The 22274-nt window shown below is 39.5% G+C and carries 16 protein-coding genes; 2 read left to right on the top strand and 14 right to left on the bottom strand.

Annotated features, from left to right (window positions below):
- Positions 1-131 precede the first annotated feature (131 nt).
- From IC621_RS24875 to IC621_RS24865, 3 genes are all read right to left on the bottom strand, one after another.
- Positions 132-1166 (bottom strand): LacI family DNA-binding transcriptional regulator, encoded by a 1035-nt coding sequence (locus tag IC621_RS24875; protein ID WP_191162577.1) that lies wholly within the window; start codon positions 1164-1166, stop codon positions 132-134.
- Positions 1167-1476: 310 nt separating this feature from the next.
- Positions 1477-2436 (bottom strand): 6-phosphofructokinase, encoded by a 960-nt coding sequence (pfkA, locus tag IC621_RS24870; protein ID WP_191162574.1) that lies wholly within the window; start codon positions 2434-2436, stop codon positions 1477-1479.
- 419 nt (positions 2437-2855) lie between these two features.
- Positions 2856-3956: a M24 family metallopeptidase gene (locus tag IC621_RS24865; protein WP_191162572.1), complete on the bottom strand. Its 1101-nt coding sequence runs from the start codon at positions 3954-3956 to the stop codon at positions 2856-2858.
- A gap of 458 nt (positions 3957-4414) precedes the next feature.
- Here IC621_RS24865 and IC621_RS24860 point away from each other — a divergent pair, with 458 nt between their 5' ends.
- Positions 4415-5920 carry a phytoene desaturase family protein gene (locus IC621_RS24860; RefSeq protein ID WP_191162570.1) on the top strand — a complete coding sequence of 502 codons (1506 nt, stop codon included), beginning with the start codon at positions 4415-4417 and terminating at the stop codon, positions 5918-5920.
- A 346-nt stretch (positions 5921-6266) separates the two neighbouring features.
- On the opposite strand, the gene IC621_RS24855 is transcribed toward IC621_RS24860, so the two are convergent.
- A complete protein-coding gene (locus tag IC621_RS24855; RefSeq protein WP_191162568.1) occupies positions 6267-8777 on the bottom strand; it encodes an NEW3 domain-containing protein in 2511 nt (836 codons plus the stop codon).
- Between the two features lie 260 nt (positions 8778-9037).
- Between IC621_RS24855 and IC621_RS24850 the strand changes: the two genes are divergently transcribed.
- Positions 9038-10246: an ROK family transcriptional regulator gene (locus tag IC621_RS24850; protein WP_224752803.1), complete on the top strand. Its 1209-nt coding sequence runs from the start codon at positions 9038-9040 to the stop codon at positions 10244-10246.
- 275 nt (positions 10247-10521) lie between these two features.
- Here IC621_RS24850 and IC621_RS24845 read toward each other — a convergent pair whose 3' ends face one another.
- The 10 genes from IC621_RS24845 to IC621_RS24800 form a co-directional block, all read right to left on the bottom strand.
- The gene (locus IC621_RS24845) at positions 10522-10908 is read right to left on the bottom strand and encodes a VOC family protein (RefSeq protein ID WP_191162567.1); all 387 of its coding nucleotides are present in this window, start codon (positions 10906-10908) and stop codon (positions 10522-10524) included.
- Between the two features lie 473 nt (positions 10909-11381).
- Positions 11382-12368: an N-acetylglucosamine kinase gene (locus tag IC621_RS24840; protein WP_191162565.1), complete on the bottom strand. Its 987-nt coding sequence runs from the start codon at positions 12366-12368 to the stop codon at positions 11382-11384.
- Positions 12337-13860 (bottom strand): argininosuccinate lyase, encoded by a 1524-nt coding sequence (gene argH, locus IC621_RS24835; protein WP_191162563.1) that lies wholly within the window; start codon positions 13858-13860, stop codon positions 12337-12339. Before argH ends, IC621_RS24840 begins: the two co-directional genes overlap by 32 nt.
- Positions 13823-14617 (bottom strand): creatininase family protein, encoded by a 795-nt coding sequence (locus tag IC621_RS24830; protein ID WP_224752802.1) that lies wholly within the window; start codon positions 14615-14617, stop codon positions 13823-13825. The genes argH and IC621_RS24830 overlap by 38 nt, the downstream gene beginning before the upstream one ends.
- 16 nt (positions 14618-14633) lie before the next feature.
- Complete coding sequence (locus tag IC621_RS24825) at positions 14634-16358, bottom strand: ABC transporter permease (protein ID WP_191162561.1); 1725 nt, start codon at positions 16356-16358, stop codon at positions 14634-14636.
- Positions 16359-16371: 13 nt separating this feature from the next.
- The gene (locus IC621_RS24820) at positions 16372-17442 is read right to left on the bottom strand and encodes an ABC transporter ATP-binding protein (protein WP_191162559.1); all 1071 of its coding nucleotides are present in this window, start codon (positions 17440-17442) and stop codon (positions 16372-16374) included.
- A gap of 470 nt (positions 17443-17912) precedes the next feature.
- Positions 17913-18983 carry an extracellular solute-binding protein gene (locus IC621_RS24815; RefSeq protein WP_191162556.1) on the bottom strand — a complete coding sequence of 357 codons (1071 nt, stop codon included), beginning with the start codon at positions 18981-18983 and terminating at the stop codon, positions 17913-17915.
- Positions 18984-19005: 22 nt separating this feature from the next.
- Positions 19006-20187, bottom strand: a complete 1182-nt coding sequence (locus IC621_RS24810; protein ID WP_191162554.1) for an ROK family transcriptional regulator — start codon at positions 20185-20187, stop codon at positions 19006-19008.
- Between the two features lie 508 nt (positions 20188-20695).
- Positions 20696-21094 carry a transcriptional regulator GutM gene (locus IC621_RS24805; protein WP_191162552.1) on the bottom strand — a complete coding sequence of 133 codons (399 nt, stop codon included), beginning with the start codon at positions 21092-21094 and terminating at the stop codon, positions 20696-20698.
- Positions 21095-21104: 10 nt separating this feature from the next.
- Entirely contained in the window at positions 21105-22115 is a 1011-nt protein-coding gene (locus tag IC621_RS24800) for a 2-hydroxyacid dehydrogenase (RefSeq protein WP_191162550.1), read from the bottom strand.
- Between the last annotated feature and the right edge of the window lie 159 nt (positions 22116-22274).

Genomic DNA, 22274 nt, shown 5'->3' with positions numbered 1-22274 from the left:
ATAAAGTAAAGAATATTAATCTAGTTTTTCTTGGTTCATTCAATATTGATTATCGTACATCATTTTTGAGTAAAAGAAAGAACCAGCTTATTTGGTAAAAATAAAAAATCTATCCCCCTTTCGATCATCACTTATTGATACAAGTAATATTTCACATTTCCCTTTGTAACAATCTCAAGCTTGACTATGTCTTCAACTGGCTCAATATCATTTCCTAACATAAGATGATTAAAAACTTTTTTAACTGCTAATGAACCTTGATAAACGGGATCCTGACAAATAGTGGCCGTAATAATACCATTTTCAAGGTAATGATGAATTTCTTTGTTCATATCATGACCAATTAAGATTGGTTCATTGCTTAACTTCATTTTTTCGATTGCCATTGCCACTTCTGCTAGAACACCTGCAGCAACATAGATTCCATCAACATCGTTTAAGTCCTTTTGTAATTCGGTTAGGGAGTTTTTTAGATCTTTACTGTTAATCTTTAATGGTCTGATCGATTCCACTTCATTGCACTGTGACATATATTCTATAAAACCCAGGACTTTTTGCTGCATCTGAAACGTATTCATTTTGTCTGTAATTAAAACGAATTTTTTGGAAATATGCGTAAATTTGTACAAAAGTTCTCCGGCTAATCGTCCAGAATCTTGATAATCGGCCCCGACATATGAAAGTCTGTTACTTGAAGGAGAGTCATTGTTGAATGTATAAATAGGGAAACCGTTATCAATTCCAGTATTGATTACTTGAATAAAAGGGGCAGCGTCATTTGCTGACAGCAAAAGTCCATCATATTTATCTGAATGAATGATGTCTTTAACGTGTTGAATTTGTTCTTCAATATCGAACTCTGGAGATCTAATGATGTCAATTTCAAATCCATAGTCTCTCAAGTCTTGAAATGCTCTCATGATTCCTATTTCAATTTCCTTCCAAAAGTATTCTGGGTACTTTGGAAAAACAATCGCCAAAAGAACCTGTTTTTTTCGGGAAAGGAAACTAGCAGACATATTCGGTTTGTAGTTTAATTCTTTTGCTTTCTCCATCACTTTTTTTAATGTCTTAGGGCTTACCCCGCTTCTATTGTTCAGTGCCCGGTCCACTGTGGCAATAGATAAACCCAGCTGTTCAGCAATCATTTTAGCAGTTACTTTCATATCTTATCACCATGTATACAATAATCTTATTCATTTTTACTAACATATTTGATTTATATCATAAAAGAAATGAACATGTCAATTTATTTTTTGAATTTTTTGATTATTGATGTACGTTAATCACCTTGTTATAACATTTTTAAAGGATAAAAACTTCAGAAAAATCTGTTTCGAGACCACTTTCTGCAGGATTTTAAAAAGCTTGGCGTATGTTTCCCTTTATTCGTTTTATCATTCCCTTATAACCAACACAAACAAAAAACACATAGGTTACCATAAAGGAAAACCCATGTGTTTTTTTAATTATGGATTATATAGATAATTGCTGAGAGAGTTCATATAAACCATCTACAACACGGTCCTTGTTCTTCAGAATTTCTTCAAACCCTGAATCTACGAGCTGCTGGTTTGTTATTCCTACTGCTCTGCCTCTTTTTCCTGCAATAAGCAATTCGACTGCCCTTGCTCCAAGTCTTGAAGCTAACACCCTGTCAAAGCAAGTAGGGGATCCTCCGCGTTGAATATAACCAAGAACGGATATTCTCGTTTCCAGTTGAAAGGAATCCATCAATTTTTCTGCAAGCTCAGTTGCAGGACAGACACCTTCAGCCAATACGATAATAGAATGTTTTTTACCACGTTCCATTCCTTTGTTTAGCTTTGTCATAATATCGTCTATATCATATTCTCTTTCGGGAATAAGAATTGTTTCAGCTCCTCCAGCGACACCTGTCCATAAAGCGATATCCCCTGCCAGTCTTCCCATTACCTCAATGATAAAGGTCCGATCATGAGAGGTTGCTGTATCGCGGATTTTATCGATTGCATCCACAACTGTATTAATTGCGGTATCAAAACCAATCGTATAATCTGTTCCATTTATGTCATTATCAATCGTACCCGGCAGGCCAATGCATGGGATTCCTTTTTCTGATAACTTTGCAGCCCCTTGATAAGAGCCATCTCCACCAATTACAACTAAACCTTCTATTCCATGCTTTTGTAATTGCTTGATTGCTTCTTCTTGACCTTCCTCCGTTTTAAACTTTTCGGATCTGGAGGTGTAAAGCATTGTACCGCCACGATGGATAATGTCTCCTACTGAACCAAGCTCAAGCTTTTCAATTTTCCCCTCCATCAAACCAGAATAACCGTGATACACGCCATATACATCTAGTCCATCATGGATTCCTTTTCTGACGACCGCACGTATAGCAGCATTCATTCCTGGAGAATCTCCACCGCTTGTTAAGACAGCTATTTTTTTCATACTCTCACCTCATATTAGGATAACGATATTTTATCATTCGTTTATGTGCTTTAGCGATTTATTAAGTTCTAATACGAACTTATAGGCTGATTTTATTTTAGCCCTTCTTCTCTAGTTTTTCTATATATAGATAAGAAAAAGTTAAAGTTGGTTTACGTGTTAATGTGTTAAGGAAGTTATATCTGGCCCCATCAACGGCCCCTCGAGTCACAAGCCATTCTTCAAAGAAAAAAGAAAAAGCGCATTCAGAGAAACCCCTGGACTGAGCAAGCCGCCTTTTAGCTCCGAGCGCTTTTCGTTTTTGAACAAAAAATACCAACTCAAGTGAAGAAGTTGGTTAGAAAAATTTAGGGAGAGCATGTGAGGATAGTTTACTTTACCTCTTTTTCCTTTCATCTACACATCTTTTCTAAGCATTTTTATTTCTTAATAATTTGCAATTCTTTTGGGTATTTCGTTAAAGTTTCGGCTCCATTTGCCGTAATAACTACATCATCTTCAATGCGGACACCGCCAATTTCCGGCACATATACTCCTGGCTCAATTGTATAGGTCATACCCTCTTTTAATAAAGAATCATTCGTATGGGCCATAGATGGATACTCATGAACGTTAATTCCAAGCCCATGGCCCAGGCGATGAGGAAAATAATCGCCATATCCTGCTTCGGAAATGAATTCTCTTGCGATTTTGTCCAGGTCCCCAATTCTAACCCCAGGCTTGCTTGCCTCTAATGCTGCGATTTGAGCTTTTAAAACTATCTCATAAATTTGTTTTTGTTTGTCACTCACGGATTGATAAACCACTGTCCTGGTAATATCTGAACAGTATCCCTCCAAAACAACCCCAAGATCAAATAAGACAAAATCACCTTCTTTTAACGCTCTTGAACCTGGATTACCATGAGGCTGTCCAGATTTTTCTCCAAAAAGAACCATCGTTGAGAAAGACATTTCACGAATTCCCTTTTTCTTCAATTCATATTCTATTTTAGCCAATACTTCCATTTCAGTAACGCCTGTTTTGAGCTCGCGAACACCGACTTCAACCCCGAAATCTGCTAATTCTGCTGCTCTTTTTAAAATCTCTATTTCCTTATCATCTTTGATTAAACGGATTTCATTCAGTTCATCCTCAAGAGAAACCAGCACTGGCTGATCCGTTACTTCTAAAAATTTTTCCGCTCTTGCAAACGAAACCGTGTCCTTTTCGATTGCCGCTTTATGTATAGTAATTTTTCGAGCATCAATCGCCTCTTTAATCATTTGCCATGGATCTTCATGATCAGCATATCCAATTATCTCACCATTCCAGCCGGCAGCTTTGGCTTGGGACGTTTCCATCCCCGGGCAAATAAAAAACGGTTCCTGATCTTGAAAGACAAATAACCCCATTAACCGCTCATGTGGGTTTGTATGAAAATTTGTTAAATAGAATACATTTTCTGTTGAATGAACAAAAGCTGTTTGGATATTCTCTTTTTTTAACCAATCCACTACTTTTTCTAATCGATTATCCATCTTTGCACACCTTTCGTATGACATATGTTCTCATTTTATCTTTTTTCAATGCTTAAACACAACCATCCTGATTTTTAAGACACGGACTACTCTTGATTCGAGGCTGGCCCTCATTCCTCCTTCCTGAGCTTTTTCGTTATCTTCGATCTTTTCATAATATCTATGAAATCTGAAATATATCTTGGATTTCTTCTACTTTTATCTTCGAAATCGAGAGGTTTATCTTCGAAATTTTCTATTTATCGATTATTCGATAATATTTGACTTTTTTCGATAGGCTGCGCGATCAAACGGTGACTCCGAAACGAATTGCGACACGAAAATTCACGAATAATCTTTTCTTTTCAAATAAGATAATTCTCCTCGGTCGCCAGCAAATTTCTTGCATTTCTAGTTATTAAAGCTGAAATGATGGAAATAATGAATAGCTAAAATGGAGAATTCAAGGGGGTATTTTGGTGAAAAAAAAGGTAGTTATTGTTGGCGGCGGTCTTGCAGGCATGTCAGCAGCCATTCGATTATCAGCAGACAATTATCAAGTAACACTTGTTGAAAAGGGTGAAAGACTAGGCGGAAAATTAAATGTTAGACAAGGTTTAGGTTATAAGTTTGATACAGGCCCAACCGTTTTAACGATGCCGTGGGTATTTGAAAAGCTGTTTCAAACGGTGAATCGAAATATCCATGAGTATATTGAAATGGTAAGAATTGAACCTCAATGGAGAACCTTTTTCGAAGATGGAACGACAATAGACTTAACAAGTGATCTTCCGGCAATGCTTCATGAACTGCATAAGGTTTCACCTGAAGATGCAAAAGAATTTTTTCAATACATGCACTATTGCAGTAATATGTACGAGTACAGCCTAAAAGGCTTTTTTAAAAAGAGTTTATCAGGGCTGAATGACCTGCGCATGATGCATTCTGTTAAGGAGCTTCTTTTAATGGAGCCAATGAAATCATTTGAGCAAACGAACAGAAAATATTTCAAAGATAAAAAACTTCAACAATTATTTAATCATTTCATAACGAAAACCGGGTCTTCCCCTTATCAAGCACCTGCTGCCCTATCCCAATTAGCACATATACAGCTGGGTCAAGGTATTTATTATGTAAAGGGAGGAATGTACAAAATTGCAGAAGCAATGGAGAAAGTATTACATGAACTTGGAGTAAAGGTGATTCTAAAAAGCAAAGTTACAAGGCTTGTGACAAAAGGAAAGCGGGTTTCCTCTGTTAAATTAGAAACAGGCTACGAAATAGAGGCTGATTTAGTTGTTTCAAATTTAGAAGCGGTTCCTGCCTATAATACAATTCTGAAAGACTTTAGTGAAAGTAAAAATGCTTCTAAAGAGCTTGAGAAATTTGATCCTTCTCTGTCCGGCTTTGTTCTTCTCCTTGGAGTAAACCGTGAATATAAACATTTGGCTCATCATAATTTCTTTTTCTCAGAAGATCCAAAAAAAGAACACCAGCAGCTTTTTGATCATGGGTTGCCGGCAGATGATCCGACAGTGTATGTCGGCATTTCATCTAAATCAGATCGCTCTTCGGCACCTGAAGGAAAAGAGAATTTATTCGTCCTTACACATGTCCCTCCTTTAAAGAAAGGTGAATCATGGTATACAATGAATGAAGGCTATCGTGATCTTGTCCTAACAAAATTGGAAAGAATGGGTGTAGAAGACTTGAGAAAACATATTGAATTTGAGCATAGCTTTACACCTAATGACCTTCAATCATTATATGGAGCACAAGGCGGTTCACTTTATGGAGTTGTGAATGATAGAAAAAGAAATGGAGGATTTAAAATTCCGGCAAGAAGCAAAGTATTGCAAAATCTGTATTTTGTCGGCAGCTCTACTCATCCCGGCGGCGGTGTCCCGATGGTTGCATTGTCTGGACAATTAACAGCTGATCTAATTTTAGAAGATAATATGAAACAAAAACGGTACATTATTTAGTGATAATAAAGGAGGTAAATCTCAATTATTATGACAGAGCTGAACATTATAATTGAGGGAGAATGTCTATGATGCTCGCCACACAAAGTTCCTTCTTCTTATTATTATTGGAACGAAAAGCGCAAGGCGCCCGCCTATCGGCGACAAGCATAAGACGAGCCGGCATGAAGGTTGTTCCTTAACCTTCTTGACGGATTGGCTTATGACCTAAGGGCCGATGGCGCCTGGAGCTAGACAACGACAACACTCTTTAATACGTTAATACTTTAATTATATTAAACTTTCTGATCTTGCAAAAAAACACAGTCCTTGAAAATGATCATTTCAAGGACTGTTGATGTACTAGTTAGTTAATTGCTCCGTAACTAATCAGGTTTGTAAAGATTCTATATCCCCCAGGTACCTGCCCCTGAATTTGACGATAGAATACCAAGTTGGTATAGAGGTAGGTTCCCTTCCCATAGTTTGCCATGAGAATTCCGCCTTCAAACGGCTCTTCATTCGGATCAGCCATACTGACAAAGGTTTCAAAGCGATCATCCCATTGCATTGGGTAATAGAGGCCTCGTTCCTGTACCCAACCATCCCAATCACTTTCAGTAATTTTATTAGGATAGTTGAACAGCGGGGAGTCCGGCTTTAGAACATGGACTGCTGCATTCTCATCCGTTACCCTCCACCTGATTGAAGGATTCCCGATTGTAAGTGGGTATGGAGCTGTCGTCATTGCGTCCCAGCCATCATTTGGTTTATGGTATTGAACAACAAGATGACCTCCCTCCTCTACATATTGCATAAGACGATCGTTATTGGATTTCAGATCTTCTCTTGATAGATAAGCACGAATGCCTGTAACAATCGTATCATATTGACTCAAGTCTCCACTTGCAAGATCTGACTCGGTAAGCTTGATCATTTCCACACCGGCATTTGTCAAATAATCGGCCACTTTGTCAAAGCCGCTGTCAATGTATCCTACTTTTAAATTGTCTTGTTTTAGAAGTTCAAAAGCAACACCTTTTACTTGGGCAGGATATTGATAATAAAAGTTTCCGATATGATCGTAGCTGATTTCCTGAATGGTTGAATCAAAAAGCTTACCGTTAACAACCGCTTTTGCTCTTATATCGAAATCCCCATCTGAAATGTCTTTTGGAGGAGTCAGCGTGAATGACATTTCTTTTTCTTCAAGATGGCTTTTGAAATCGACTGCTGCCTTGTTTGGAGAAACTCTCCAGCCTTTTGGAATCTGGAACGATACTGAGGCTTGAGCTTTACCGCTTTTATAGTTTTTAAGTTTTACCTTTACAGGGATTTCTTTTGGTACCTTCGCTGTATTCACAACTATATCTTCTGGTGACAAGGTCAGGGCGACATCAGGCAGAACAGCAACAGTACCTTCTAGCTCTTCTGTTTGCTGTACAGTTGTTCCTCGATTCTCAAATTTAATATTTGCCTGGATAACAGGTTCGTCATAGGCATGATAATTTTCAGCGTTTTTAGGAACTTCTACCTTGTACGAAAGCTTGCCTGTCTCTCCTGGAGATAGACTTTTCACATGATCCTTCGTTGAAGCTTTCCACCCTTTTGGAATGCTTAAAGAAATGTCTATATCCTTCAATTTTTGCTCCCCATTATTTTTAAGCGTAACCGTAACAGAGGTTTTTTGTCCTTTTGTCAGGATGTTAGCAGCTGCTCGAGCTTCTGCTTCAAGATTGGATGAAATAAAGCTAGCTGCTTCCAATTGATCTTCTTTTATGGAAAGCTTATGGAGCAAGTCAGATTTCAATTGCTTGTCAAGCTTCGTTTTTTCTATTTTCCTGATTAATTTGCGCACATCCTTCAACGCACTTTGTGTTTTTGTAAAAACTCTATCTCGATTAGGATAGGATGAAATGATGGAATCTAAATTTCTTTGGAGTTTTGATAACTGTTTGTTCAATGATTTTTCTTTCTTTGGAAGTGCATCTCCCCATTCTGCAAGGTCATATGGGATGCCTGCAAATAGGCCTGATGAGCCCTTACTATCGACTGAATATTTGAGTAACTCTAGATGGGTCTGTCTCGGGGCGGCAGGAATGTCATTCCCCATTCCCTGACTTTTATGCATATAACGAGATTCTTCTCCTAATTGCGGGTAAGTCATCTTGTAGATAGGATCATACATGCCGATTTCAATTGAGGTAGTTGCCGTTTCTTTGGATTCTGCTGGTAAGTATAGTTTTTTCACTTGCCACACGGGCAGCCCTTCTTTTAGCTGCTGAGGATAGACCTTTGGATTGGCAGCATCCTCGAATGCCCGTTCACTTAAAATTTCCATGGCACGATGATGCCCGTGTTGGGTGTGGTCATTCCGAAAAGATGGCATCACGATATCTGGCTGGTACGTTCGAATAAAACGGATCAAGCGTTCATAAGTAAGATCTTCTCCCCACTTTTCTAAGGTTTCTTCAGGAGTTTTGGAAAATCCGAAATCATATATCGGGTCAGAGGTAGTTTGACTAAGATGAAAAGCTTTTACACCTGTAATTTTGGATGCTTCTATCATTTCCCTTGAGCGAATGATGCCGAGGGCGTTGTCCAACTCATTCCCGATCTCATTTTGCCCTCCTTCACCACGGTTTGCAATGAGACTTGACGTGGTAACACCAAGACCCCTAGATAAATAAGCTAGGAAATCACTTCTTTCATCATCAGGATGTGCACCTGTATTTAAGAAGGTAACCGTCGTTTCAAGTGGTTTGACTGCATTCCAAAGTTCAACATCTGGCTCCTGTGAGTCCTTCGCTTTTCCTTCAAGTGGTAACATGGATACGATGAGAATAATAGAAAGTAACGCTATTAAGTACTTCTTCACTCGTGTAGCCCCTTTCAAATTTATTTTAGATAAAACGATGCCTAAACATACACTCCTTTCATACTAGGTAGATATTATGTTAGTTAGTTTACCTAACTAACCTTAGAAAAGAATACCATATGGTTAGAAAAATGTAAATACTCTTTATTTTCTGATAACTATTCAATTGTTCCCTTTTCTAAAAACAACTTTTGTAAACATCTTATATTTGAGTTATATTTTTATTTAAATAGATCCTATATAGGTAAGGCAGTGATCCGATGAATTTTAAAGGAACTCCCATGCACATGAAATCCTTCAATAAAAAGTGTATCCTTCAATGTATTCAAGACAACTCTCCAATCTCAAGAGCTGAGATTGCTGTAAAAACGAAAATAAGTAAACCAACAGTCTCTTTATTGGTTGACGAACTAATCGGGGACAATTGGGTTTTAGAAAAAGGAATTGGCGAGTCTTCCTCACAAGGCGGCAGGAGACCGATTCAACTTTCTTTTAATGAAAAAGCTGCTTATATAATTGGAACAGATATTGGCGGGACAAAAGTGAAAACGATCATATGTGATTTAGCCGGAAATATCACTGCAACTAGCAGCTTTACGACCAACCAATATTTACAATCTGGACTCCTGAAACAAATTTCAGAAACAGTTGATCGTATGATAGGCGAGCATAATATTGACGTAAATAAAGTCTTGGGGATGGGAGCAGGAGTTCCAGGGATAACGGATACCTCTAACGGTATAGTAATAGAGGCACCAAGCTTGAATTGGGTTGATTACCCATTCATAAAAGAGGCCAAAAAATATTTTCCGTTTCCAATATATGTTGATAATGATGTGAACGTTGCAGCTTTAGGCGAACAATGGCTTGGGAATGCAAAAAACAAGAAGAATGTTCTCTACATCTCGGTCGGGACAGGAATTGGCAGCGGAATTATTATCAACAAGCAGCTCTACAGAGGGTCCACTTGTGCTGCAGGTGAATTTGGTTACATGGTTACAGATAAAAATGACATGAAAAATGAATTTAAGCCTGTGTTTACCCATTACGGTTACCTCGAGAGTGTGGCTGGCGGAAAATCAATCGGCGATAAATTCACCGCATTAATTAGAAAAGAATCTTCACATCCCTTATATGAGCAGGCGATCTCCACAGGCTTGACTGGTGAAATTGCATTTAAATCTGCCAAGGCAGGGGATGAAACCGCTCTGTCAATCATAGAGGAAGCTATTGATCATTTATCGTATGGAATCATTAATGCTGCCAGCCTGTTGAATCCAGAAATTATTATATTGGGGGGCGGTGTATTGAAATCTTCTGATCTCATCTTTCCTAAGTTAAGAGGGATCATGAAACCTTATCTTCCAAGTTCAATCGATTTGAAAACCTCCTATTTAGGAGAAAACTCCGGTGTTTTGGGAGCTGTATCTCTGTTCTTACGTGAATGTGAAAGTATCATAAAGTATTAGTCTAAGCCGATTCCTGCTATATGAATGTGAAATTGAATGAATAAGGCTACCATACACCAATAGAATTTGGTAATATGGCAGCCTAAATAAGTGTTTTATTACTGTCTCATTTGACTATGTCAGTTTTAAACACCCGATTGTTTTTGTCATGGAATATCCAATTGTTTATGTTCCCTTTTACTAGCTTTTAAGAATGTTGATACCTATTTCAACCATTAATAAACTGTTCACTATTATTTTTGTATGCCATCTGTTCTGAGTTTTCTCACTATATTTCATGCAGGTTGGAAGAGCTCAAGTAGCTCATCGTCCGGTCCTTTAAAAAATATGTATTTGGAGCCATTAGATAGTGTAGTAATTTCTTTATCGGTAAAAGTAACTTGCAGCGATTTAAGACGCTCAATATCTTCCTCAATCTTGTCTACAGTAAATGCAATATGGTGAACTTTTCCTTCTACAGGGAAGTGATTTTCAACCCCGAAAATAAGCTCTACAAAGATTTGTCCACTTTCTTTATTCCCCAAAAATGCCAGTTTAATTGAAGGATCATTTGCATCAAATTGATCTATTAAGTCCAAACCTAACACATCTTGGTAAAACGCAATTGACCTTTCTAAGTCTTTAACCATGACACCTACATGCTCTAATTTTCTAACCGCCATTTTCTTAGTCCTCCTGTTTTTTATAAAAAGTTAATATTCTGAAATTTAACATATTTCGCATAGGATCCTGGTTCCTGAGGAACAAAAACTACTCTTTTCCTCTGTCGTTTACCTATAGATCCATAGGATATTTTTGCCTTTCAATCTAAACGAATTGGCTTGATCTTTGAAGGACATTCAAATGCGTTTCCAGAGTTTTTGTGTATGCTGCCATGCAAGTTCAGCATCTTTCCCCTTAATTGCCTCAGGAAGCAGCCCGATGATCCTTAGTTGATTGTATTTTATCAGACATTGCTCATTTTGTATAAATATTTGTATCCATATAAAATATATATTTCTAAGATCTATCGAATAGGCATCTGCTCTTTTTAAGAAGCAGGTGCTCATATTTGAGAAACGTTCTTTCTAATCCGTACATATTACATAAAAAAACCTGCTTTTGATTCCTTTCCTCCAGGAAAGCAGGTACTTTTTTAATCATTTGCTTTATTAATCAGCAGACCTCTGCGGACAATATATTCTATTGGGTCTAAATCTGATGTTACAAACCGGCATTTCGGGAAATCCTTTGCTGCTTTGTCCATAAGACGCTTTTGTATATAAAGGTTATGCTTTAAAACTCCGCCTTGGAGGATGATGGAATTGTCCTCATTTGTAATGGCAGCCTTTTCCATGACGGTCGAAAGTAATGTAAACAGTTCTTCAGCCGCTTGGTCAAGTATTGTGATAGAAACTGCATCTCCTTCATCACCGCAAATTTCAACAAGTTTAGCAATCTCACTTATGGCATCTACAGAACCATGAGAACTATACACCCAATTATAAAGATCTTCGACAGCCCTGAGATTGATTGCTTCTAATACCCTATCTTTTAACCTCGTGTTTGGTCCGCGACCATCATTCATTTTTAAAATTGCTCGAATCGCTTCTTTTCCAATCCAGTAGCCGCTCCCTTCATCACCAAACGTATGCCCCCACCCACCAGAACGAACACATTGTCCCTTGCCATCATGAGCAAAAGCAATGGAACCTGTCCCGGAAATCATGAGGGCCCCAGGGTAATTTGATGTAGCCCCAAGCAAGGCAGAAAGGGCATCATTTTCAATAATCAAACGATCAAAAATAACTCCTGCTTTATTACATGCAACAGTAACAATACGGTTTACAACAGCTTGGTCTGCGGGTGTGTCAATTCCTGCCAATGCAAATACTCCTGTTTGAAATCTCACAATTTGTTTCTTTTCACTAACGTTCTTTACTGCTCCAATTATGGCCGCTTCAATGGCTGCCTTTGCACCTTCTATACCTGTCACTTGGTAGTTTGATGCGTCAGAACGACCATGTCCTTTTATTTTCCCAACAGAATCTGTAATTACTGCAAGCGTCTTGGTTCCCCCTCCATCTACAGCTAAGAGGGAGAACTCCATGTTACTCATCCTTCTTCGGCCATTGTTGGACATACGTGGTTAACACCTGTTCATATTGTTCTAATGCTGATGTTTTTTGTCTTAGCCAATCTGACAACTGCTGCTGCTCACGACGTCTCTTTTCCAGTGTCATGGCCATTCTGCTTGGAGCAGGTCCTCCTGGTAATGTTCTGATGTTAACAAAATGAACCGGACTCAAGGCGTTTTTATACGCCTCCTCTGTCAGGGTTAGCGATTTACCGGCAATTTTTTCTGCTTGGGCATTCACTAAAGATAAAGTAAGCTGCCCGAGTGACTCTTTCCCTGCCTCAGTAAGGGAGGTTACGGCGCTGCTTACGATATGATGAGCCTGTCGAAAGGATAAGCCCTCCTCCCGGACAATTGTATCAGCAAGCTCTGTCACGTTCGCAAAGCTCTCTTTTGCGCGCTTTAATAATAAATTACGGTCCACATTCATCGTTAAAAGGACGCTTGATAGTAGTTGATAGATTCCTTGCAGTCGATCCATTGCTTTCCAAAGATATGGCTGCATGTCATCCTCTGTATCGACGATGTCCCCAAAAGGAGTATTGTGAACCATCGTGAGAACGGTCTGGGCATCCCCTGCAACACCTGATAATAGGGCTCTCATATGCTCAATGGAGACAGGATTTCTTTTTTGCGGCATAATCGAGCTAATTTGAACATATGGCGCCGAAAGCTTGAATACGCCAAATTCCTGTGTGCCCCATAGCAAGAAGTCTTGTATTGATCTGCCAAGGTTAAGGGCTGCAATTTGGACAGCTGATGCTGTCTCCATGATGTAGTCGGCACCCGACACGGCATCCCATGCATTATCTATTGTATCTTCAAATCCTAAAAGCTCTTCCATTCGACTGCGGCTGATTTCAAATCCAGATGTCGTGAGGGCAGCGGCTCCCATGCTGCTGCGGTTCACGGTTCGGTAAGCTCCTTGCAGGCGCCCGATATCGCGCGTAAGAATATCTGTCATGGCATTAAGGTAGTGGGCAAGAGTCGTCGGTTGAGCCTGCTGTGTATGTGTGTATCCGATCATAATCGTATCTATATGCTCTTCTGATAATTCGATTAATGACTCTCTTAAAAGCAGGGCACTTTCTAATAGCGTTAACAGCTTTTCCCTAAGAGTCATCCGGTATATAGCGATTCCCATGTCATTGCGGCTTCTGGCGATATGAAGGTTACCCGCAATATCCCCGGCATGCTCGATCAAGTCATGTTCGACCTGAAAGAATAGGTCCTCAAATTGAGGGTCATATTCACCTGTTTGAAGCTTCTCTACTTCCACATTCCCAATTGCTTCACTTATTTGCACGGCCTCTTCCTTTGTTACAAGACCTTGTTCTTCAAGCATCACCAAATGAGCAGTGTGAATTTGCAGCATAGATTTCAAAAAGTTTTGTTTAGCTTCATTGTAAGCTGGCTGCAAGACCATCGCCGTATACGATTTTGAAGGAAATGTTTCCCCTTCAGTCTCGATTATTCGCTTTCTTAACGCCTGATTCATGATTATCTCCTTCCTTTGTGCCAAAAATCCAATTTTCGATTAGTTTATTCATATTTTCAGCAGCTTCTTTGACAATCATTTTACCTTTATCTATTGCTGTCTGACTGATTAATCCTGTATACCCATCCCAAGCTTCAGGGCTCCCCTCGACTGTAACATAAGGAAGGGTTGAATACTTATCTATTTCTCTAAATTCCGGATCTTCCGGTTTAACGTTAACTAAGTCTGGCCGCAATCCCTTAACAGCAGACATTTCAAATGGACCGCCATGTCCTCTCCCCGATGTTCCAATAAAGCCGATCTCTGCGGATTTTCCAACTTCAACCATTTGCCACCAATTCACCAGCAGGAACTTTGCTTCCGGATGCCGGATCGTGACATACTCTGTGACCGACCGGGTTAGTCCCATATTGGCATCGTGTGCATTCAACAATACAATTCTATGAATGCCAAGCTTTAGGATTCCTTCTAGGATATCAGAAAGGTATTCAATCATAGTAGATGGCCGGACGGATATGGTCCCTTCGTAATTGGCTGTTTTTCCAGGACAGGACGAATATGGGACAGCAGGATAGATAACCCCATTTAAGTCCTTTCGGATTAGATTCGAGAAGCCCTCTGCAAGAAATATATCAGTTCCAAAGGGAGAATGAGGGCCATGATATTCAAAGCTTCCCAGCGGCAAAACGGCAAATGCAGCTTGTTTAAATTTACCTAGTTCCCTTCCATGAAATTCACCTGCATCCATCTTTTCCATCTTCAAACCTCCTTCTTTACATTGCAGAACCCGCTTTTCCATTTGTCAGTTTTTGAGAAATAAATAGAACGATGAGAATCAAAAAGATTTGCAATACTCCATAGGCACATGCAGTTCCAAATTGGAATGCATACATTTTTTGAAAAATGGCAACAGATAATGGCATAGTAGATGTACTGTATATTAAGATAGAGGCAACGAATTCTCCTATCCCCTGGACAAATGCCAGGAGTGTCCCGGCAAGTATCCCCGTCATGGTCATCGGAAGGACAATTCTCCGAAATGAAGTCACCCAACTTGCGCCAAGGCTTCTTGCCGCCTCTTCAATCGATTTGTCCATCTGCATCAGACTTGCCGACGTTGACCTGAATATGAGAGGCAGGTGCCTCACGAAGTAGGCAAGCGGGAGAATCCAAAACGTCCCGATCAGGACTTGATTAAAGCTGAACACCGAGGGCTGGCTGAATGCAGCAATTAAGTTTACCGCTACGACTGTTCCCGGAAGAGCCCAAGGTACCATAATAAGAATGTCGAGCATTGTCTTCCCTTTGAATTTAGATCGGACCATCACATAAGCTGCCGCTACCCCGAAAATGATATTTCCAATCGTTGCAACGAAACTCATTTGGATGGAGTTCCAAATAGGCCGCCATGTCCTTTCATCCGTAAAGAGCGCTGCATAATGTTCAAGCGTATAGGCAGGTGGAAGCACTTGAACAGTCCATGTACCATCGACAGAAAAGGAGATAAGGATCAAGACAAGAATAGGCAGCAGGAGAATAATGACTCCAATTACTGATAGAATCATAGAAAAATATTTCATAAAGGAAGTCCGAACTTCAGTCCTGTGGACGCTGATTCCTTTACTTTGATTTTGATAGTTTCGTTTGTTCTGATACCACCTCATTAAAATAAGGAAGGATATTGACACAATCGATAGAATTGTAGACTGGGTTGCAGCCATATCCAAATTCCCATTTGTACGAGAAAGGTAAATTTGCATCGTCATTGTACGCTCCACTCCAAATATTAAGGGCGCAGTGTACGAAGCCATTGCGATCATGAAGACAAGTAATGATGAAGCCACAAGTGCGGGGGTTAACATCGGCAATATTACCTTTAACCAGATGCGTATCCTGCTGGAGCCAAGGCTTGTTGCTGCCTCCTCCAATGAGGGATCGAGCCCTTTGATTGCAGCAGACGCCGTCAGATAGAAATATGTATACATCGTGAAGGTATGGACGACGATGACACCGGTTATGCCCTTCAATGAAAAAGGAACGCTATCCAAATTGAAAAGCTCTTGCACGGCACGAGGAAAAATTCCGCTCTCCCCATACAAAAAAGTGAACGATAATACTCCTACCAGCGGCGGCAGCGCCATTGGTACAAGAACAAGTACAGAGAGGATCTTTCTTCCTGGAAATTCATACCGCTCCAGTAAGAATGCCATTGAGACCCCAACGACTGCACAAGTAATCACACTGAGAACTGAAATGTATACACTATTCCACAATGCTTCAAGATTTGCAGTACTTTCTAAACTGAAGAATTTCTTATAGTTTGCAAGTGATCCGTCTTCGGTAGAAAAGCTCTCGATAAACGTCTGGTAAAATGGGTAAATGACATATGCCAAAAGAATCAAAAAAAGCGGGGAAACCAAGACATATATAAAATATTTGGAGCGGGTAAGACGAGACCACCAGCTTTCATTATTGGCCGTTTCCTGCATAGAAACCATCCGTTTTCCCCTCCTATTCTCCGATAAAGTAAATACTACGTTCAGGGATATGCAGCGTTATCTGATCTCCCCGCTCAAGTACCTTATTTCCTTTATTCACAATCATCACCTTAAAGAAAGTCTCGCCCACTTTTACGATGTAGTTAATGCTGACACCTGTAAATTCAACAAACTGAACTTCTGCAGTAAATTGATTAGGACCTTCCCCTTCGGCCACGGTTTCGGGTCTTATCGATAGTTTAATAGTTTCTCCCATGCGGTAGGCAACGTTTGGAGAAGCGTTTGCAGCGGCCCCCTTCAGATAAAGTCCATCTGCTGTCTTTACCGTCACCATTTCTCCTTCTGTTTGTTCAACGGCAGCATCAATGACATTAGCCTCCCCAATAAAAGAGGCAACGAAATGGTTTACCGGCTTATTGTAGATTTCCTCTGGTGCGCCTACCTGCTGAATGACACCATTGTTCATAACCATAATCCGGTCTGACATCGCCATCGCTTCAGTTTGATCATGGGTGACATAAATCGTTGTCACGCCTAGTTCCAATTGTATTCTTTTAATTTCAAGACGTGTTTCTTCTCTTAATTTTGCGTCTAAATTCGACAAAGGTTCATCCAATAAAAGGATGCTGGGTTCAATCACGAGAGCTCTCGCTAGTGCTACGCGTTGTTGCTGACCGCCCGATAACTCATTTATTTTTCGCTCTCCATACTGCTCGAGGCGTACCATTGCCTGAGCTCTCTCGACCTTTTTCCTAATTTCAGCCTTGCTCATTTTTCGAACTTCCAGCCCGAAAGCAATGTTCTCAAAGACTGTCATATGCGGGAAGAGAGCATAGTTCTGAAATACCATCCCGATATTTCGCTTGTTCGGCGGCATAGTCGTCACATCCTGGTTATCGAAAAAGACCTTTCCCTCCGAAGGAAAATAAAAGCCTGCTATCATCCTGAGCGTTGTCGTTTTCCCACACCCGCTCGGTCCTAAAAATGTAAAAAACTCACCAGGCTGAATCGTAATATCAACGTTTTCAACTCCACGTGCTTTTCCAAACCGCTTGGTTACATTGTCCAGCTTCACAACCTTCATCGTTCTGCACCTCTTTTTTTGGAAGCTTTATTATCTTTAACGGCTCTTTCTAAAAACTCTTTCCTAAAAGATTGTTGCTTTTTAGATATAAAGGAATGTTGAATTAATGGCAATCGGTGAATCGCCGATTGCTTTAAATCTCACCTCTAACCTCTCACTTCAAGAAGCACCATTCGTATTGAAATCATAATCCTGTCCTAATAGCAACAAAGTTTACGAAAACAGCCTTTCTAAAAGTTGTAGCTTCTTTTTAATGATGTGGTTAAAGACATTTTACCGGTGGCCATCTTGGTCCTACTTAGCTACTTAGAACCACCCTATCGTTTAATTGCAACAAAGCTTACGAAATTATTAAAAAAGGAATGGCCTAGAGGAGGTCTTACGTCTTCTCTGAGGCCATCATCACCACGGAAAGCAGGACTTCTAGTCATCCACTTTTTCCATGCTTAGACATTTCATCTACTGCTTTTTTATTGGCCTTTTATGTTTTCATCCCAATGCTGCATCCACTCAGCTTCTTTTTCCGCCATAACTGCCCAATCAATATCCAGGGCTTTCAAATCTAACTCCTTATACCACTGGGGCATATCTTCTTCAGCTATATCTGTCCGTGTGGGAATTTGGTACAATTCATCTGCAAGGTTTGCACGAACATCTGTATCAAAAAGGAATTCGTAGAAAAGTTCGGCATTTTCTTTGTTTTTAGCACCTTCGACCATTGCTACACCATCGACGAGAATTGGTGCCCCGCTTTCAGGATAGACATAATCGAATGGCTGGTTGTTTTCATTCTTTTGAAGGAGGATATCCTGAAGATTCCAAAGGGAAATTAATCCTTCTTGTCTAGCTAGCTTTAAATACAAGTTAGTTGGATCCTGTGCATACTCTTTCGTATTTGCTTCAAGCTTTTCCAACCATTCATATCCTTTTTTGGGAGTATCTGCCCCTTCCCGGAAAATCATGGATGAATAGATCGTTCTCATAGTCCCAGAGGCCATGACACCTCGAATAATGATTTTGTCTTTCCATTTTTCATCTAAAAGATCATCCCAATCTTGGGGAGCATCTTCTTTCTTAAGAACATCACTATTGATCATAATAACCTCTGGAAGAAGCATTTCACCATACCAGCGTCCCTCAGGGTCTTTATGTTCATCCTTAATCACCTCATCAAAGGATGGTTTATAGGGTGCCAAAAGATCTTCCTCGGCAGCTACCATGAGGGAGGATTGTGTACCGCCCCACCAAAAATCTGCTTGCGGATTCGCGTTCTCCCCGCGGACTCGCTCTAAAATTTGTTGAGCTCCCATAGTAAGAGTTTCCACTTGGATATCCGGGTATTTTTCATTGAACATGCCAACTACTTTATCCACAACTGCCTGATCACGAGCCGTGTATATCACAAGCTTGCCGGAACCCCCCTCAGACTTTTCATCCCCATTTGCCTCCTCTCCTCCGCTGCTGCTATTACTTGAGCAAGCAGCTGTGAAGATCATCAAAAAAACCAACAACAAACTCATTAAGCCCTTTTTTTTGAACATGCTTTCCCCTCCAATAGTAAAATTATCTATTCTGAGAGCCGAACTGGGTGAATTCACCTAACGCAAGATGAACTGCCCCGTATAGGCCGGCTTTAGAACCTAAAGTGGTCAATGAGATAAATGGAAGCTGCGGCAGATACTTTTCAATGTTTCCCTTTAAGTATTCAAGGTTTTCATCCTTTAAATCAGACATTTCCCCAGAAAGGATAATTAATTCAGGATCCATGATGCTTGCTAGGTTCACGATTGCTGTTGTCCAGCTGTCAAGAACCTCTTTTAAAAGACTTTTAGCTTGTAAAGACTCAAATGAGAGGAGCTGAAGCTGTAAAATCACACTTTTTCCTGTATTTATCTGTAAACCTAATCCTTCCATTTTTTCAAGAAGTCCCAAGGACCCATAATTCGATTCAAAAACACCCATATCTCTTTTTTTATTCGCCGGATCCCCAATCAGCATATTTCCAATCTCACCGGCAGCACGATGAGCGCCTCTAACAAACTCACCATTAACAATAATCCCGCTTCCAATGCCATTACCTGCAAATAAATAAATCGTATTTCGATAATCAGCGCCAATGCCTTTATGAAATTCACCTAAAGTCATTAGGTTTACATCGTTGTCGATGACTACAGGCACGCCAATCTGTTCTTCAAATTCTCGAACAACATCCTTATCGGACCATGCAACTCCTGGGGAAAACACGATCCTCTCCCCTGACTCCGAAGCAATCCCCGGCAGCCCAATGACCATGCCTAAAATTTGATTTTTAGAGATGGATAACGATTCGGTCATCTGGAACAATAAAGAATCCACAACAGAAAAAACGGCTGTTCCATCTGCAGGCAATTGAATGAATTCGTTTGCCGTCTCTAGGTTGTTTCCATCCAAATCCGCAAGAGTGACAGTCATCCATCCGTCTTGAAAGAGGGCACCTGCGACAAAATGAGAACGGGCATTATACTCAAGCAAGATTGGCTTTCGCCCGCCGCCTGAACTTGATGCACCTATTCCAACTTCCCGAATAAGTCCCTCCTCTATCATCTCTTTTACTAGATCAGATACACTGGGCCTGCTTAATTTCGTTTTCTTCGACAATGTTGCACGGGACTGAAGCGGCTCACTGCGAAGTTCCTGTAAAATCAAATTTCGATTCCACTCCCTAAGCAATTGTGGACTTGCTTTCCCTTTCGAAAAAGATTTCACAGGATTCACCTCCCTTTTGTTTGTTAAGGTTACTAACAAACTTTATCACTAGTATAGATTGAACTTACAATAACAGTCAAGATTATTTTTAGAATTTTAGCAATTTTGCGAAGAGAATGAATCCGCTTTTCTTATCCAATAATAGAAGTCTAAAATTGTTTTTGCCACACTCAACTATTCATCCAAAATCCTTTTATACAGGTTTTTCCCTTTCTTCCAATTCGGATATTGCCTCTAGGGATACCAAAGTAAGCTGGCTCTTTTACGTAAATTTTATGTAAACTATCTGACGGATTAGAGCAGAAACCCTGTGATTAGGCGTAGATGGCACCAAAATCGTAGGATGCTACTTTTACCCCAAGTAATTAATACTCAACTCTTGTAACATGGCCTAAAAAAACTCCCTGTAATTAGAGAATTATGGTCAATCTAATTACAAAGAGCTATTATCACTTTCAGTCAGTATTCAAAGAGAATAAATTATTTATTAATCTATTTATCTACTAATTCAAGTTAGTCCTGTTTTTTCTCTGTTTGTATTTCTTTTTTTCATTTCTTTTTTTATCATTTGAATTGCATTTTCTGCCACTTCTCTGTATTTTTCTTTTCCGTTCCAATCCAATTGGTATATATTTTTCCCTATATAGCTTGTATCTTTACGAAAAAACGAAAAGACAGTAAGTCCAGATAGAATACGACATTCGGATATTTTCCCTTGTGAATCAGCAACAATGATACACACTTGACCTGATTTAAATTTACGTTGGTTCATCCCTACCCCAAGATAACCTTCTGTGTATTTTCTACCCATTTTTCTGACAACACTTTGATAATATTTGATGTGTAAATATCCAGTAGCAAATTGTAGAAACGTGATAAACACTACGATGATTAATAATTCTTTCATAAATTCACCCCTAGTGTTTGATTTCTAAATTAGACAATTCAGGAACGATACGACTTGCTAAAATTTTTGGCGAGTTAGCAAAGTTACCAATCGTTGAACCAGCAATATGTGGTGTAATGGTAATATTATCAAGTTGGAAATAAGGATGATCTTGTGGGAGTGGTTCCTGGTCAAACACATCAATTGCTGCACCAGCTATTCTTTTTTCTTGTAAGGCACTAATTAAATCCTGTTCATTGATCAGCCCTGAACGTGCGCTATTAATAACTACCGCAGATTTTTTCATTTTTTCAAAATGTGTTTTATTAAGCATATGTTTGGTTTGCTCTGTCAATCTATAGTGCATCGTAATAATATCTGCTTCTCTAATCAAAGTTTCTAAATCAACCTGAGTATCTTCACTTTCACCCTTAAAATAATCATCGAAAAAAATAATTTTCCCGCCAAATGGACGAAGAAGATTGGCAACTCGTTGCCCGATTGCACCATAACCGATGACCCCTACAGTTGATTCTTTCAATTCAGGAGATAGGATACCAGCTGGGTAATATTTTTCCCACTTCCCATTTTTCAAATAGTAATTTCCTCTAGAAATATTACGAATTTCCGATAGAATTAAACCTACTGTAAACTCAGATACACTTGTGTTACTTCTGCCAGGGGTATTGAATACTTTGATTCCTTTTTCTTCTGCATAGCGATAATTTACATTTTCAATTCCTGCTCGCAGCACACCTAATATTTTTAAATTTTCACTTTTATCAATTACCGCTTTTCCAATTGGCGCAAATTGCGTAATAATAATGTCATACTTTTCAATTCCCTCTTCAATTTCAGCAGGTAAAGAAACCGCTTCACTGCCTTTAAGCTCTAATTTAATATTATCCTTTTGTAATGCTTCTAAATCCTCATGAAGCCATTCTTTAACCGTAATGTCTACACCTTGATCGCGTAATTCATATAAACCTTTTTCCATCATTTCTTTTGTAATAAATAAATCAGCAATTGCTAAACATTTCATTTTTCCATTTCCCCCTGATTCATTTTTTATCAACAATTATTTTAAAAAAGTGAATAGCTTTTGACTTAAACGACCACCTGCTAAAGCAGGTGGATTTTGACATAAATGTCGACGACTAAAGTCGTTAACTAAAACTGAAGTCATCTGAAAGACCTTAAG

This window comes from Metabacillus arenae, assembly GCF_014773385.1.
GTDB lineage: Bacteria > Bacillota > Bacilli > Bacillales > Bacillaceae > Metabacillus_D > Metabacillus_D arenae.
The sequence above is the reverse complement of the archived record's forward strand: the minus strand, read 5'-3'. Positions and strand labels throughout refer to the sequence as shown.